The sequence below is a fragment of the Olivibacter sitiensis DSM 17696 genome, from assembly GCF_000427965.1.
In the GTDB taxonomy this organism is placed as follows: Bacteria; Bacteroidota; Bacteroidia; order Sphingobacteriales; family Sphingobacteriaceae; genus Olivibacter; species Olivibacter sitiensis.
On record NZ_ATZA01000005.1, the window covers coordinates 102,503 to 117,344 of the forward strand.

Here is a 14,842-nt window from a genome sequence, read left to right on the forward strand (position 1 = left end):
TGTTTTTGATTATCTTGCCGTGTTTTTTACCAGTTATAAAGATACTAGAGAACCATATGAAAACGCGCTCTTTTCCATCCACGCCTCTTCTCTGCTTGGCACTATTCATCTGTTTTTTCCCTTTGGCCATGAAGGCCCAAAGCGTTCCTCCTAACGTGGCGGAAAAGGACTACACCGCTTACCTATTTGCCTATTTCACGGGCAACCGCATAGAAGAAGAAGCCGTACGCTTTGCCATAAGCCCCGACGGTTATCGTTATTACGCTTTGAACAACAACGATCCGATCCTCGACTCCAGGACCATCAGCTCCACCGGTGGCGTGCGAGACCCACATATACTGCGCGGAGAGAACGGAAAAACGTTCTATATGGTACTGACCGATATGGTTTCTTCCAAAGGTTGGGATTCCAATAGGGCCATGGTACTGCTCAAATCAGATGACCTGATCAATTGGAAATCGAGCGTCATCAATATCCAGCAGAAATACCCCAATCAGGAAAACCTCCTACGGGTATGGGCGCCACAGACCATTTACGACAAAGAGGCAAGGAAATATATGGTGTACTGGTCCATGAAGCACGGAGATGGGCCAGACATCATTTACTATGCTTATGCCAATGCAGACTTCAGCGATCTGGAAAGCGAGCCCAAACAATTGTTTTTCCCCAAGAACGGCAAATCCTGCATTGATGGCGATATCCTGTACAAGGACGGCCTGTACCACCTATTCTACAAGACCGAGGGGCACGGCAACGGTATCAAACATGCCACTACCGATAGGCTGACTTCAGGTCAATGGAAAGAAGATGACGATTACAAACAACAAACCAATGACGCGGTAGAAGGCGCGGGCACGTTCAAACTCATCAACTCGGACACGTATATCCTCATGTATGATGTTTATACCAAAGGCAAATACCAGTTTACCAAGAGCACTGATTTGGAACACTTTGAGGTGATAGACGAGGAAATCTCCATGGACTTTCATCCCAGGCACGGCACCATTATTCCCATTACGCAGAAAGAACTGAAAACGCTCATCGACAAATGGGGAAAACCCAAAGCATACCCCGAAATTGCCTGGAAAAATAATCCCATCCTAGAAGGCTATTATGCCGATCCGGAAATCCTGTATAGCCAGAAAACCAAGAAATACTATTTGTATCCAACCAGTGATGGGTTTGACGGTTGGAGTGGCTATTATTTCAAGACGTTCTCCTCCGACAATTTAAAAGACTGGAAAGATGAAGGTATCATCCTTGACCTAAAAAAGGACGTCCCATGGGCAGGCAGGCACGCTTGGGCCCCTGCCATTGAGGAGAAGAAAATAAAAGGAAAATACAAGTATTTTTATTATTTCACAGGAGCACAGAAGGTAGGTATGGCCGTAGCCGACTCGCCCACTGGGCCGTTTACCGATATCGGCAAACCATTGGTAGACAAAAGACCCGAAGGCATCAAGGGAGGACAAGAGATAGATCCCGACGTGTTTACGGATCCCAAATCCAAGAAAAGCTATCTCTATTGGGGCAATGGATACCTGGCCGTTGTCGAGCTGAATAACGATATGGTATCTATCAAATCTTCCAGCCCAAAGATCATCACTCCGAGCGATGGTACCTTTCGCGAAGGGGCCTACGTATTCTACCGCAAGGGCATTTATTACTTTCTTTGGTCCGAGGACGATACGCGCAGCGAAAACTACAGGGTCAGGTACGGCACTTCCAAATCACCTTTGGGACCCATCGAAATTCCAAAGGACAACCTAATCCTAAGCAAAGTCCCAGAAAAGGGCATCTACGGAACAGGGCATAACTCGGTGCTGCAGATGCCCAATAGCGACGAATGGTATATCGTGTACCACCGTTTCAATATTCCCAACGGCATCAAAATGGGGCAAGCGGCCGGTTTTCACCGCGAAGTATGCATGGACAAGCTGGAATTTAGGACAGATGGTAGCATTGTGCCTGTAGTACCTACAAATTAGGAGGCCTTTGGCAAATAGAGGGATTATCTGAGTAATCGGATATAATACACCCCCCCAGCTACCGAGCCTTTTTGGGCGACAAATTTCAAGTTCAATACAGGATCAGAAGTCATGCCATCAGCCAGCTCATAGTCCACGTCATAAAAGCCGTCCTGCCCTTCAGCATGTGCCGTCACCCTTTCCAACAGCTTATCATTAACATATATATCGAAACTACGTCCTTTATCCCCTCCGAAATAGGTGATCCGTAGCGTTTGGGCATCTTTGCCTGGATTCTTCAGATTATAGCTGAACCATCCTCTTGCATGTCTCCAGTGCCTGTCTTGAAACACGCCAGACTCGGTACGCTCTCCTTTAAAGCCGTGATCGGATTCCGGCTGTTGCTCCCCAGGAGTTATTTTATCGATCGTGCGTGATTCCAGTTCCAGCATAGCCTGTTCCTCTTCTTGGAGTTTCAGCACGATACTGTCCAGGTTTTCTGGGCTGGTTTGCATCCAATACAACATATAACGCGCGTCGTGAAGCTGAAAGAAAGGTTTCAACTCCAACGTTCCCTCGTGTTCCGGATAATATGCGTTTGTAATGTTATACGTCAAAGGTTCGCCTTCAACTGGCCTTAAAGACTGGAGAATTTCCGCGGGCTCACCGACCAAAAGCGGGGCCTTATCAATGGGGTATAGGGGGCCATGGGCAATATGGCCCATCCTGCTGCCATCTGCAAACAGCCCATCCAAACCGCTCGAGTCTACCGCCGCCGCCAGTACAATGGGGCCGTGAACAAAAGAATACCAGGGCGATTGATCGGGCATTTGTTCCAAAGTCGTTTCCATGGGCAATGATACGCTAACAATATCTCCATTTTTCCATGTGCGTTCTACAGCGATATAGGAAGATACCACATCTTCGGTAGCCGCCACCCGTTTACCATTTACTTTGACCTGAAAACCGCTATCCTTTACCCAAGACGGCTTTCTGATATAAACGGTAAATAACCGTTTCCTCTCTAGATTTATTTTGATCTCGGTGGCTTCTTCAAATGGAAATTTAGTGTCTTGGGAAATCTTCGCCCCTTTTTCTTTCCAATTCAGCGTAGATGGAATGAACAGGTTGACAAATAGATCCTCGCCATTATGCGCATAGACCAACTCGCCATATTTGCCGTGGTTTTCCAGACCCGAGCCTACGCAGCACCAAAAACCTTCGTCCACCCGAGAGTATACGCGGTAGTGCCTTGGGCGCATGGGCGTAAAATAAACGAAGCCTCCTTGCGGGTGCTGTGAGGAGAGGATGTGGTTGTACAATGTCCGTTCATAGTAATCAATCAGTTCAGGTGATGGCTTGGTCAGGAACAATTGTTTCGACAGCTTCAGCATGTTGTACGAATTGCATGTCTCCGGTCCCTCCACCGATTCCAGCATGGAAGAAAAATTATCCGAAGGATGGAAATGTTCGCGCACGCTGTTACCGCCTATCGATATCGTTCGCTTGTTGACTACCGTATTCCAGAAAAAACGGGCCGCTTTGGCCCATTCCTGCTCATCTGTCAACTGGGCAACACTGTAAAAGCCTATTACTTTTGGAATCTGGGTATTGGCATGTAACCCGTTGAGCTCATCGCGGCCTTCCAGCAAGGGATTCAAAATCCGGCGGTCTGAAAATCGCTGTGCCAATCTTACGTAGCGCTTATCTTTGGTGATACTGGCAACATAGGCAAAAGTCTCATTCATGCCCCCATGCTCCGAGATGAGCATTTCCTGCATCTGTTCATCGGTCAAATTATCCGTCAAGCCAAGGCACCATTCCGAAAGTTTTACCAACACATCCTTTGCCTGCTCGTTATGTGCCAACAGGTAGGCATCGCAAAGGCCAGCATACAATTTGTGGATGTTGTACCAGGGAACCCATTTTCCGTTGAGCGAAAAGGAACTGGCCTCTATCTTGCCTTCGGCAATCTCCTTCCAAAGCGCCTTTCCATCCGGTATTCCGCCAACATAGCCATTCCCATTGCTCTTTTGGCAATCTGCCAATTCGGAAATCATATATTCCAGCCTTTTCCCTATAGCGGAATCGGCTGTGGATGCATACATATTGGCAAGTGCCGACAGGTAATGTCCGCCAATATGACCATCCAACCCGGTAGATTCCCAGTTGCCATAACTTTCTTTCCTTACAGCCAAATCCGCTTCTTTTCTGAATGGAGCCAACAGCCTGTCTGGATCCAATTTCATGATATAGGCCCTATCTGTTTCTTGTGCTTCAGAAAACGGGCTTTCTGTTAATCGCACATCTTCAAGCGAGAATGTCGAAAGCCTCTTGGTTTGCCCTATTATAACGAACGGGCTAATGGAAAGGAAAAGGAAAAGATACTTTTTCATCTGCGGTCTTAATGGCTATACATTGGTTAACAACATAGAAGATCGATACCATATGGAGGCAATCTCATGTTGCGAATGTATGCATATAATTATAAATGTCAAAAAAACATTTATATAACCTGCGGTGAATTGCCCTTTAGTCAATAGGCCATCCGGGTAGGAATCTCAAGAACGACATAATTTTTTCCTTATAGACTTCCGTATTTATCTTAAAATAGAAAGCTCCCTTTTTTGAATTTTCGGTATCCTTTTCCTTCAACTTGATAATCAGGCCCGATGAAAGCAATTTGCGACTAAAGTTTCGCCTATCCAAGTCGATATCATACACACTTTCATACAACAAGGCAATTTGAGGAATGGTAAATTTCTCCGGCAACAGTTCGAACACAATAGGGTATAGCGCTGCCTTATACTTCAGTTTCTTTTTGGCTACTTCTACCATTTCATTATGGTCAAATATTAGCTGTGGAACTTCCTTTAACGGAAACCATTCTGCCCTATAATCATGGCTGATGACATGCTCATATTTGTTGATATCTATTAATGCAAAATAGACCACGCTTACCACACGCTGCTCCGTATCTCTGTCAGGCTTGCCAAAAACCGCAATCTGTTCCATATAAACATCCGTAAGCCCCGTCAATTTTTTGAGAATTCTTGCCGCGGAATCTTCAGGACTTTCAGTAGGCTGGACAAAGCCTCCCATCAAGCTCCACTTATGCCGCTCGGGCTCAAAGCCACGCTTTATCAGCAATATCTTCAAGCCTTCGCCATCAAAGCCAAATATAATGCAATCAACCGCAAGAAGTACAGGTGGTTCAGTTTTATAAGACGTCATAAAGTAAAAAGACAATTATATTAAAAAAAATTGCAGCGAACAAATCAATGACTTAATCTCTCTTAAAATTTGCCGACAAAACATGAGTAAACTAATTCCAGATAAATTTCCATTTCTAAAAAATTAAATGTTAATTTGACATTAATTATAATGAAAAGGAGTTTTTCGGCATGAAACACCTCCTTGCATGAACGTTTATAATGAAAAAATAACCAAATAAAAAACCTCATTGACAGGATGAACACAGCATTTGTTATAGGAGTAGATTACGGAAGTGACTCGGTACGTTCCGTCATCGTAAACGCGGGCTCCGGCGAAGAAGTGGCCGCGTCGGTATATTATTATCCGCGATGGAAAAGAGGGGATTTTTGCATTCCATCGGAAAGCCAATTCCGACAACATCCCCTGGACTACATAGAAGGACTAGAATTCACCATCAAGGACTGCCTGCAGCAGGCCACCGAACTGGATATAGCCAAAAAAATCAAGGCTATTTCCATAGATACTACCGGCTCCACACCCATTGCCATTAACGAAGCAGGTGTACCACTAAGCCTCCTGGAAGATTTTTCGGACAACCCCAATGCCATGTTTGTGCTCTGGAAAGACCATACGGCCGTTCGGGAAGCAGAAGAAATCAACAGACATGCGAAAAACTTCAAAACCGATTACCTGAAATACGTCGGAGGCGTCTATTCGTCAGAATGGTTTTGGGCCAAATTGCTCCATGTATTCCGGGCTGATGAAAAGGTAAGGAACGCCACCTATACCTGGGTGGAACATTGCGACTATATTCCTTTCATGCTTTCTGGCGGCAAGCGCGCAAAAGACATAAAACGAGGTGTTTGTTCGGCGGGGCATAAATCCCTATGGGCAGCCGAATTTGGCGGTCTCCCTCCGAACGAATTTTTCAGCTCCTTAGATCCATTGCTAAATGGTTTTACAGATAGGCTATTTAGCACGACCTACACGGCCGATCAAGCAGCGGGTACCCTATGCGAAGAATGGGCCGATACACTGGGCCTATCTACCGATGTAGTCATAGGCATAGGTGCCTTTGATTGCCATATGGGAGCCGTAGGAGGCCAGATAGAACCCTATTATCTTAGCAAAGTGATGGGTACTTCTACCTGTGATATGTTGGTGGCTCCTAAGGATGAAGTGGCCGATACACTGGTAAAGGGTATCTGTGGACAGGTCGATGGCTCTATCATTCCTGGCATGATTGGTATGGAGGCCGGGCAATCTGCTTTTGGAGACGCTTACGCTTGGCTAAAACAAGTACTACTCTGGCCTAGCAAGAACCTATTGGCCGGCCTAGCCAATGTAGATGAAGAGACCATCAATTACCTCATAAAAGAACTTGATGACCAATTGTTGCCGCAATTGAGCAAATTGGCGGAAGAACTCCCCGTAACGGAATCTTCCGAACTTGCCGTCGATTGGCTGAATGGTCGCCGAACGCCAGATGCGGACCAGACACTAAAGGGGGCCATACAGGGATTGAATCTAGGAACCGACACGGTGAAGATATTTAGGGCTATTGTCGAATCCACCTGTTTTGGTGCGAAAAGCATCGTAGAACGTTTCATCGAGCAGGGAATTCCCGTGAAAGGACTTATCGGTCTCGGTGGCGTGGCCAAAAAATCGCCCTACATCATGCAGACCATGGCCGATATTATGGATATGCCCATTAAAATCCACAAAAGCGAACAGACCTGCGCCATCGGTGCGGCCATGTTTGCAGCCACTGCAGCAGGCATATATACCAAAGTGGAGGAAGCCATGGAAGCCATGGGACAAGGTTTTGAAAAAACCTATTATCCCAATGCGGAAAAAACGGCGCTCTATGCCAAACGCTACCTAAAGTACAAGGAATTTGGCAGTTTCCTGAGCAAAAAGGATATCAAGGAAGAACAGTTAAACCTAGCTTAAACCATGTATAACCATATCAAAGAAGAAGCATACCATTGCAACATGCAACTGCCTAAACTGGGCCTAGTGCTTTTCACCTTTGGCAACGTCAGCGTAGCCGATGCCTCCAAAGGTGTCTTTGCCATCAAGCCCAGTGGCGTACCTTATGAAGAATTATCGCCCGAAAAAATGGTCGTCGTCGATTTCGAGGGACAAATAGTTGAGGGTCATCTACGGCCCTCTTCGGATACCCAGACCCACGCCGTACTGTACAAGCATTGGGAGGGAATAGGGGGAGTAACCCACACGCACTCTACCTATGCCACGGCATGGGCACAAAGCCAGCGTGCTATTCCCAATTACGGCACTACCCATGCCGACCACCTTACAGCGGACATCCCATGTGCCCCGCCCATGAGCGACGATATGATACGTGGCAACTACGAATACGAGACCGGATTTCAGATTATCAACCACTTTAAGGAACAGGGCCTCGACTACAAGGAAGTGGAAATGATATTGGTGGGCAACCACGCCCCTTTTGCCTGGGGAAAAACGGGTATCAAATCGGTATATAATAGTGCCGTACTGGAACAGGTGGCGCAAATGGCACTCCTAACCGAGCAAATCAACCCAAACGCACCCAGGTTGAAAGACGCACTCATAAAGAAACACTACGAACGAAAACATGGCGGCAATGCCTATTATGGTCAAGAATAAATAAATTTCACTTAAAATAGAATGATAGATTTAAAACAACTGCAAGTCTGGTTCGTTACCGGAAGCCAAGACTTATATGGGGAAGAAACACTCCAGCAAGTAGCTGCACATGCCGAGGAAATAGCGCAATACCTTTCCACTCACGAAAGTACTCCTATACAAGTAACCTACAAGCCTATCGTAAAGAACAGCGAAGAAATATACGATACCATCGTCGCTGCCAATGCAGATGCCCATTGCATCGGTATTATCACCTGGATGCATACCTTTTCACCGGCAAAAATGTGGATCAGGGGATTGAAGGCGCTGCAAAAGCCTTTGCTGCATCTCCATACGCAATACAACCGGGACATTCCTTGGTCTAGCATGGACATGGACTTCATGAACCTCAACCAAAGTGCACACGGCGACAGGGAGTTCGGCCATATCGTCACCAGGCTGAACATCAACCGAAAGGTGGTGACCGGGCACTGGCAAGATGAAGAGGTATTGGAAAGGATCAACGTGTGGGCCAGGGCCGCGGCCGCTTGGCACGATTGGCAAGGTGCCAAATTTGTACGTTTTGGCGACAATATGCGTTACGTGGCCGTTACCGACGGGGACAAGGTAGAGGCCGAAACAAAATTCGGCTTCTCTGTCAATACCTACCCCATTGGCGATTTGGTGGCGGTCATCAATCAAACTAGCGAAGAGGAGATAAACACCTTATTAGCTGAATATGAAACCATCTATGAGTTGGCCGATGACGTGAAAGCCGGCGGCGCGCAACGCCATAGCCTGGTAGAGGCGGCCAAAATAGAAATAGGGTTGAGAAAGTTCCTTGAACAGGGCAACTTCAAGGGTTTTACCGATACTTTTGAAGATTTGCATGGCATGGTACAGTTGCCAGGCTTAGCGGTACAAAGGCTCATGGCCGAAGGTTATGGTTTTGCGGGCGAAGGCGATTGGAAAACCCCAGCCTTGGTGAGGGCTTGTAAGGTAATGGGCGTCGGACTTCCCGGAACCACCGCTTTCATGGAAGACTATACCTACAACTTCGACCCAGACAATGCCCTGGTGCTGGGCTCGCACATGCTGGAAGTGGACGCCGCCCTGGCGAAGGGCAAAGCCAGGATAGAGGTGCACCCACTGGGCATTGGCGGAAAGGCAGACCCCGCACGGCTGGTATTCAACGGCATAAGCGGTCCTGCACTCAATGCCTCCTTGGTAGACCTTGGCACCCGATTTAGGCTTATCGTCAACAAGGTAGAGGGTGTGGAAGTAGAAAACGAACTGCCTAAATTGCCCGTAGCCAGAGTACTATGGAAACCATTGCCCGATATGAAAACCGGATGCAGCGCATGGATCTATGCCGGAGGCGCCCACCATACCGCCTACAGCCTGAGCCTCACCCCCGAATACCTGGAGGACTTTGCCAAAATAGCCAATATCGAATACGTGGCGATAGACGAGAACACGAACCTTTCGACGTTCGAAAATGAGCTGAAATGGAGTGAATTGTATTATTTATTGAAAAAATAACCAAGACCTGTGGGGTTGTCGAAAAAGGTTAACTTTATCGACAACCCTATACAAACCAATATGGAACTGATATGGAAAAATTTGCAACCGTAGATTATATCATATATGTCATCTACTTCTTTCTAGTGGCCGGTTATGGCTATTGGATTTATCGAAAGAAAAGCTCAGAAAAGGCCAGTAGCAAGGATTATTTCCTTGCCGAAGGCTCACTCACCTGGTGGGCCATAGGCTCGTCGCTCATTGCCTCCAACATTTCCGCCGAGCAGTTTATCGGCATGAGTGGCAATGGTTTCACCGTGGGCGTGGCCGTTGCGGCCTACGAATGGATAGCTGCCATAGCCCTCATCATCGTAGCCGTATGGTTTATCCCTGTCTACCTGAAGAACAAGATATTTACCATGCCGCAGTTCCTGAACAACCGCTACAATGAGACCACCAGCCTCATTATGGCCGTATTCTGGCTGTTCCTCTATATTTTCGTCAACCTGACATCCATCTTGTTCCTGGGCTCCCTGGCCATAAACAATATGGCGGGCGGCGAAAGCTTCCACCTCATTGTGGTGGCACTGGCCATTTTTGCCATCGTGATTACACTTGGCGGTATGCGGGTCATAGGGTTTACGGATGTCATCCAGGTAGTTGTACTCATTATAGGCGGCATCGCCACTACCTATGTGGCGCTGACGCTCGTAAGCGAACATTTCGGTATGGGAAAAGACGTATTGGCAGGTTTCAATAAATTGTTGAAAGATTCCCCGGACCATTTTGAAATGATTATCGACAAACCTGGCCCCGGCTCCTCCCAGGAGCACATCAACAAATACCTGATGCTGCCGGGCATTGCCATGTACTTTGCCGGTATCTGGATAGTCAACCTCAACTACTGGGGCTGTAACCAGTACATCACCCAGCGGGCTTTGGGTGCCGACCTGAAAACGGCACGTACGGGTATTCTCTTTGCCGGCTTTCTGAAATTGTTCATGCCGGTCATTGTGATGCTCCCCGGTATTGCAGCTTATGTGCTTTACAAAAACGGAGCCTTGCAGAACGAAATGGCACCCGGCGGCAATTTCAATCCCGACAATGCCTATTCGGCTATCTTGGGCTTCTTGCCAGATGGGCTGAAAGGCCTGTCATTGGCTGCACTTACCGCTGCCATCGTAGCGTCGTTGGCCGGCAAAGCCAATAGTATTGCTACTATCTTCACACTGGATATCTACAAAAAATACATGGACAAGGGCGCAAGCGAATCCAAAATGGTATGGGTAGGGAAAATTACCGTTATTGCGTCCATCCTGCTTTCCATCCTATTCACTTGGGACGATATGCTGGGTATTGGGGGAGCTGGTGGATTTACCTTTATCCAAAAATATACGGGCTTCATCAGCCCCGGGGTATTTGCCATGTTCCTATTGGGCATGTTCTGGAAGCGCACGACCGGTACGGCAGCCATATTGGGCCTAATTACCGGCTTTGGTCTATCGGTCTTTTTCAATGAGTTTGCTCCTTCTTTGTTCGGCAACGAAACCTGGATATATACCGCTTATCCAAATGGTAGAGGCGGATATGAAATTCCTTTTCAGATCTGCATGGGGCTGGCTTTCCTGTTCACCATGATCCTAATGGTTTCCGTTAGCCTATTGGGTCCAAAGGTAAATCCCAAGGCCTTTGTACTGGATACCAAGATGTTCCGTGTAGAACCATCTGTCATGGTATTGATTGTCATTACCCTTATCTTGGTAAGTGCCCTTTATGTTAGATTTTGGTAATTAACACCGACGACCAATTAAAGGACATGGCCTAACAGATACAGCGGGCTCTTATGAAGATGGTATATGCCCGTCAATTGGAACCTCAAAGCGAGCATGCATCCACATTAATAATAAGCTCCTTGCCATAGAAAAGGCGAAAAGATCGTATTTCTTTTCGCCTTTTGCTTTCATAGTTCTCCTTGTTTACACTACTTGAGCCGCAGCAGCAGCCTTGGCATGGTCTGCCAAAAATTGCTCCAGGCCCTTGTCCGTAAGAGGGTGCTTCAACAGCCCTAGTATGGCAGATAAAGGCCCTGTCATAACATCTGCCCCAATCTTGGCACATTCGATGATATGCATGTTGTGCCTGATAGATGCCGCCAAAATCTGTGTTTCATAGCCATAGTTGTCGTATATGGTCCTGATGTCTTCAATCAGCGACAACCCATCCGTGGAAATATCATCCAAACGTCCCACAAATGGAGATACATAGGTCGCACCGGCCTTGGCCGCCAGCAATGCTTGTCCAGCGGAGAACACCAAGGTGCAATTGGTACGGATGCCTTGCTCGCTGAAATAACGTATGGCCTTGATACCATCCTTTATCATGGGTACTTTCACCACGATGTTTTCATGGAGCTCAGCCAATACCAAGCCTTCCTTGACGATGTTCTCATAATCTGTGGCGATCACTTCTGCACTCACATCGCCATCTACCAAATCGCAAATAGCTCGGTAGTGCTTTCTTACCGCTTCCTCCCCGCTAATACCTTCCTTGGCCATGAGGGAGGGATTGGTAGTTACGCCATCCAATACACCCAGATCGTTTGCTATGGCTATCTGTTCGAGATTTGCCGTGTCGATAAAAAATTTCATAAACTTCCCTTATTTATTGTTTCGTCAAAATTTCCTTCCATGATTTCCCGAAGAATGGGATCTGTAAAGTCGGCCACAAATGCCTTCACATTGTCCAACCCGACAAAGTCATCTGGCCCATGCATGGTCATGACCACTACAGCATCCATGCCCGCCCTCTGGGCAGATAGCACGCCATTGGGATTATCCTCAAATACTAGGCATTCCGCTGGAGGCAATTGCAGCTTACTGGCGCATTGCAGATAGGTTTCTGGGCTAGGTTTGCTCTCCTTTACCTCATCTGCGCTTACTACCGCATCGATCATAGACCTTATATGCAAACCATCCAGCACAAAGTCGATATTTTCCTGTATGGCCGCACTGCCGATCGCTATTTTTATCCGGTGATCCTGAAGAAAGAACAGAAAGTTGTACAGGCCATCCAGCAACTTCAGATGAGGTTCAAAATTTTTTCTATACCTCTCTTCCTTTTCTTTTTCCAGCGCTCTGATTTCCGAAGGGGAAAATCCCCTATCTGGCAGTAACCTCTTGAGTACTTCCACGTTCTTGCCGTACATTTCGCGGTTCAGGCGCTCAACGCCGACATCTACACCTAGACATTTATGCAAGGCCTCTTTCCATCCTTGGATGTGATATTGCATATCGTCTACCATGGTGCCATTCAGGTCAAACAGCACGGCTTTATACTTTTGCATACTAATGTGAATTTATTCCTTCCGATGTCATGACGACGCGCTTTATGGAACCGTCCTTGTTATATTTCAGCTCATCGATACATACCGAACGGCGGTAGCTTCCTCCATCAGTATTGATGGCTCCGTTATGGTAGATGAACAGGTCCTTTCCCTTAAAGGTCACGATAGATTGGTGATTGGTATTGGAATTTCCGGCAATCTCATTGATGACACCTTTAAATTCCCAAGGCCCATGTATACTCCTGCTCATAGCATAGGCTATCTTCTCTGGGAACTCGGTAGCATAGGACAGGTAGTACCATCCCTTATGCTTATGTATCCACGGCGCTTCGGTAAACTTTGGGATATTTATGACTTGAATATCTCCTGCCAGTTCGGTCATGTTATTAGCCAATTTGGCATAATAACAGGCCGTATTGCCCCAAAATAGATAAGCCTGCCCATCATCGTCAATAATGACCGAGGGGTCTATATCATCCCATGAGATGGCTGTCGCTCTCGTCATTTCGTTTGTTATCAATGCTTTGCCAAGCGCGTCCTTAAATGGCCCTTCTGGCCTATCGGCCACAGCTACCCCGATGGCCTTGCCGCCATCTTTGTGTTCGGTAGCGACGTACCAATAGAACTTGCCATCCCGTTCTATTACCTGCGAAGCCCAGGCATCGCCCTTGGACCAAGAAAAATCCTTTGTGCTCAAAGGAACGGGATGTTCCGTCCATGTTTTGAGATCGGTCGTGGAGAAGACCAACCATTCATGCATTTCATAAAAGTGCTTGCTTTTTGGTGCCTCATCATGGCCGGCATAAACGTACAATTTCTCCCCTACCACCAAGCCCGCAGGGTCCGCCGTGTACTTATGAGTGATAATGGGGTTGCCTTTAGCCATAAAGGTCGTATCCTGTGCATTCGCAAAGTCCGCTTGGGTATGCAGTATAGCCAAAAGGGACAATTGGATTAGCGCTCTCATGTTCATTGTCTATTTTACCGTAAAGTGATAGGAAGTTTTCGTTCTGTATTTTTCTCCCGCCTTCAGCACGGTACTCGGAAATTCGGGCCTGTTGGGGGAATCTGGAAAATGTTGGGTCTCCAAACAAAGAGCCGTGCGATAATCGTAATCCTTTCCGCCCTTTCCATGATGATCACCGCCTTTCATAAAATTGCCCGAATAGAACTGTACACCTGGCTGATCGGTATAGACTTCCATGAAAATTCCGGTCTCTGCGCTGTACAGGGAAGCGATCTTTCCATAGCCTTCTTTCTTGTTCAGGACATAGTTATGGTCGTATCCTCCACCCAATTTCAGTTGCTCCTCTTCATTTCCTATACGCTCACCCACCTTGGTCGCGTTCTTGAAATCAAAAGCCGTACCCTCTACAGGCATCAGTTCACCCGTTGGGATCAGCGTGCTGTCCACCGATGTTATCGCATCGGCATCGATCTGCAATTCATGCGATAGGATGTCTCCATTTCCCGCTCCATTGAGGTTAAAAAAGCTGTGGTTGGTAAGGTTTGCAACGGTGTTCTTGTCCGAAGTAGCCTCATAGGAGATCTCAATACTGTTATTGTCGGTCAATCTATAGGTGATTGTAGCCGTTAATGTACCTGGATATCCGGCTTCGCCGTCAACAGAAATGTAAGTAAGTTTCACCGTTTGACTATCGACTTGCTGTGCATCGAATACTTTAGTATGGAACCCATCCTTTCCGCCATGCAAGCTATTGCTGCCGTCATTTTGCTGCAACTGATAGGTTTGTCCATCCAATGAAAAAGCACCATCCTTGATCCTATTGCCATAGCGTCCTATGGTACTACCGTAGAAGGTGGTCGGATTTTTCAGGTATTCGTTTATATTATCGTGACCTAGTACCACGTCAGTGAGCTGGCCATTTTTGTCGGGAACCAACAGTTGTACTAAGCGAGCACCAAAATTGGTAATAGCCGCACTCACGCCATCCTTGTTTTTCAGATAGTAAATTCCAATTTGCTTTCCTTCATGTTCTTGATTGAAGTTACCAAGTTTAAAATCCACCGAATCCGCCTTGTCTAGCTCGGCAGATCCCTGTTTTCCCGCGGGGCTGCCACACGCTGCGACTCCTACAACAAGAAGACCAGCAGTCAATTTTCCCAAGTTCATCATATAAGTTTTAATTTATCAGCAATATTA

General features: G+C 46.9%; 11 protein-coding genes. 5 read left to right on the forward strand and 6 right to left on the reverse strand.

The window, feature by feature from the left end; genetic code table 11:
- Positions 1-56: 56 nt before the first annotated feature.
- Entirely contained in the window at positions 57-1,988 is a 1,932-nt protein-coding gene (locus A37S_RS0104570; protein WP_028295958.1) for a glycoside hydrolase family 43 protein, read from the forward strand.
- Positions 1,989-2,011: 23 nt separating this feature from the next.
- Here A37S_RS0104570 and A37S_RS0104575 read toward each other — a convergent pair whose 3' ends face one another.
- Both A37S_RS0104575 and A37S_RS0104580 read right to left on the reverse strand, forming a co-directional pair.
- A complete protein-coding gene (locus A37S_RS0104575; protein WP_028295959.1) occupies positions 2,012-4,363 on the reverse strand; it encodes a glycoside hydrolase family 127 protein in 2,352 nt (783 codons plus the stop codon).
- Between the two features lie 136 nt (positions 4,364-4,499).
- The gene (locus A37S_RS0104580; protein ID WP_028295960.1) at positions 4,500-5,201 is read right to left on the reverse strand and encodes an NUDIX hydrolase; all 702 of its coding nucleotides are present in this window, start codon (positions 5,199-5,201) and stop codon (positions 4,500-4,502) included.
- A 237-nt stretch (positions 5,202-5,438) separates the two neighbouring features.
- Here A37S_RS0104580 and A37S_RS0104585 point away from each other — a divergent pair, with 237 nt between their 5' ends.
- From A37S_RS0104585 to A37S_RS0104600, 4 genes are all read left to right on the forward strand, one after another.
- The gene (locus A37S_RS0104585; protein ID WP_028295961.1) at positions 5,439-7,136 is read left to right on the forward strand and encodes a ribulokinase; all 1,698 of its coding nucleotides are present in this window, start codon (positions 5,439-5,441) and stop codon (positions 7,134-7,136) included.
- A 3-nt stretch (positions 7,137-7,139) separates the two neighbouring features.
- Complete coding sequence (locus A37S_RS0104590; RefSeq protein ID WP_028295962.1) at positions 7,140-7,835, forward strand: L-ribulose-5-phosphate 4-epimerase; 696 nt, start codon at positions 7,140-7,142, stop codon at positions 7,833-7,835.
- 21 nt (positions 7,836-7,856) lie between these two features.
- Entirely contained in the window at positions 7,857-9,356 is a 1,500-nt protein-coding gene (araA, locus tag A37S_RS0104595) for an L-arabinose isomerase (protein WP_028295963.1), read from the forward strand.
- Positions 9,357-9,427: 71 nt separating this feature from the next.
- Positions 9,428-11,125, forward strand: coding sequence for a sodium:solute symporter family transporter (locus A37S_RS0104600; protein ID WP_028295964.1), 1,698 nt, complete (start codon positions 9,428-9,430; stop codon positions 11,123-11,125).
- 186 nt (positions 11,126-11,311) lie between these two features.
- Here A37S_RS0104600 and fsa read toward each other — a convergent pair whose 3' ends face one another.
- From fsa to A37S_RS27010, 4 genes are read right to left on the reverse strand one after another with little or no spacing between them, the layout of a single operon-like run.
- Complete coding sequence (gene fsa, locus A37S_RS0104605; RefSeq protein ID WP_028295965.1) at positions 11,312-11,983, reverse strand: fructose-6-phosphate aldolase; 672 nt, start codon at positions 11,981-11,983, stop codon at positions 11,312-11,314.
- A complete protein-coding gene (locus tag A37S_RS23610; protein WP_051292718.1) occupies positions 11,980-12,678 on the reverse strand; it encodes an HAD family hydrolase in 699 nt (232 codons plus the stop codon). The genes fsa and A37S_RS23610 overlap by 4 nt, the downstream gene beginning before the upstream one ends.
- Position 12,679: 1 nt before the next feature.
- Complete coding sequence (locus A37S_RS27005; protein WP_028295966.1) at positions 12,680-13,645, reverse strand: glycoside hydrolase family 43 protein; 966 nt, start codon at positions 13,643-13,645, stop codon at positions 12,680-12,682.
- A 9-nt stretch (positions 13,646-13,654) separates the two neighbouring features.
- Positions 13,655-14,815, reverse strand: a complete 1,161-nt coding sequence (locus A37S_RS27010; RefSeq protein ID WP_245586307.1) for an aldose epimerase family protein — start codon at positions 14,813-14,815, stop codon at positions 13,655-13,657.
- Positions 14,816-14,842: the final 27 nt, after the last annotated feature.

What these genes read in the sequence shown, in the direction of transcription:
- A37S_RS0104570 (WP_028295958.1), top strand. Translation starts at nt 57, where the DNA reads ATGAAAACGCGCTCTTTTCCATCCACGCCTCTTCTCTGCTTGGCACTA.
- A37S_RS0104575 (WP_028295959.1), bottom strand. Translation starts at nt 4,363, where the DNA reads ATGAAAAAGTATCTTTTCCTTTTCCTTTCCATTAGCCCGTTCGTTATA.
- A37S_RS0104580 (WP_028295960.1), bottom strand. Translation starts at nt 5,201, where the DNA reads ATGACGTCTTATAAAACTGAACCACCTGTACTTCTTGCGGTTGATTGC.
- A37S_RS0104585 (WP_028295961.1), top strand. Translation starts at nt 5,439, where the DNA reads ATGAACACAGCATTTGTTATAGGAGTAGATTACGGAAGTGACTCGGTA.
- A37S_RS0104590 (WP_028295962.1), top strand. Translation starts at nt 7,140, where the DNA reads ATGTATAACCATATCAAAGAAGAAGCATACCATTGCAACATGCAACTG.
- araA (WP_028295963.1), top strand. Translation starts at nt 7,857, where the DNA reads ATGATAGATTTAAAACAACTGCAAGTCTGGTTCGTTACCGGAAGCCAA.
- A37S_RS0104600 (WP_028295964.1), top strand. Translation starts at nt 9,428, where the DNA reads ATGGAAAAATTTGCAACCGTAGATTATATCATATATGTCATCTACTTC.
- fsa (WP_028295965.1), bottom strand. Translation starts at nt 11,983, where the DNA reads ATGAAATTTTTTATCGACACGGCAAATCTCGAACAGATAGCCATAGCA.
- A37S_RS23610 (WP_051292718.1), bottom strand. Translation starts at nt 12,678, where the DNA reads ATGCAAAAGTATAAAGCCGTGCTGTTTGACCTGAATGGCACCATGGTA.
- A37S_RS27005 (WP_028295966.1), bottom strand. Translation starts at nt 13,645, where the DNA reads ATGAGAGCGCTAATCCAATTGTCCCTTTTGGCTATACTGCATACCCAA.
- A37S_RS27010 (WP_245586307.1), bottom strand. Translation starts at nt 14,815, where the DNA reads ATGATGAACTTGGGAAAATTGACTGCTGGTCTTCTTGTTGTAGGAGTC.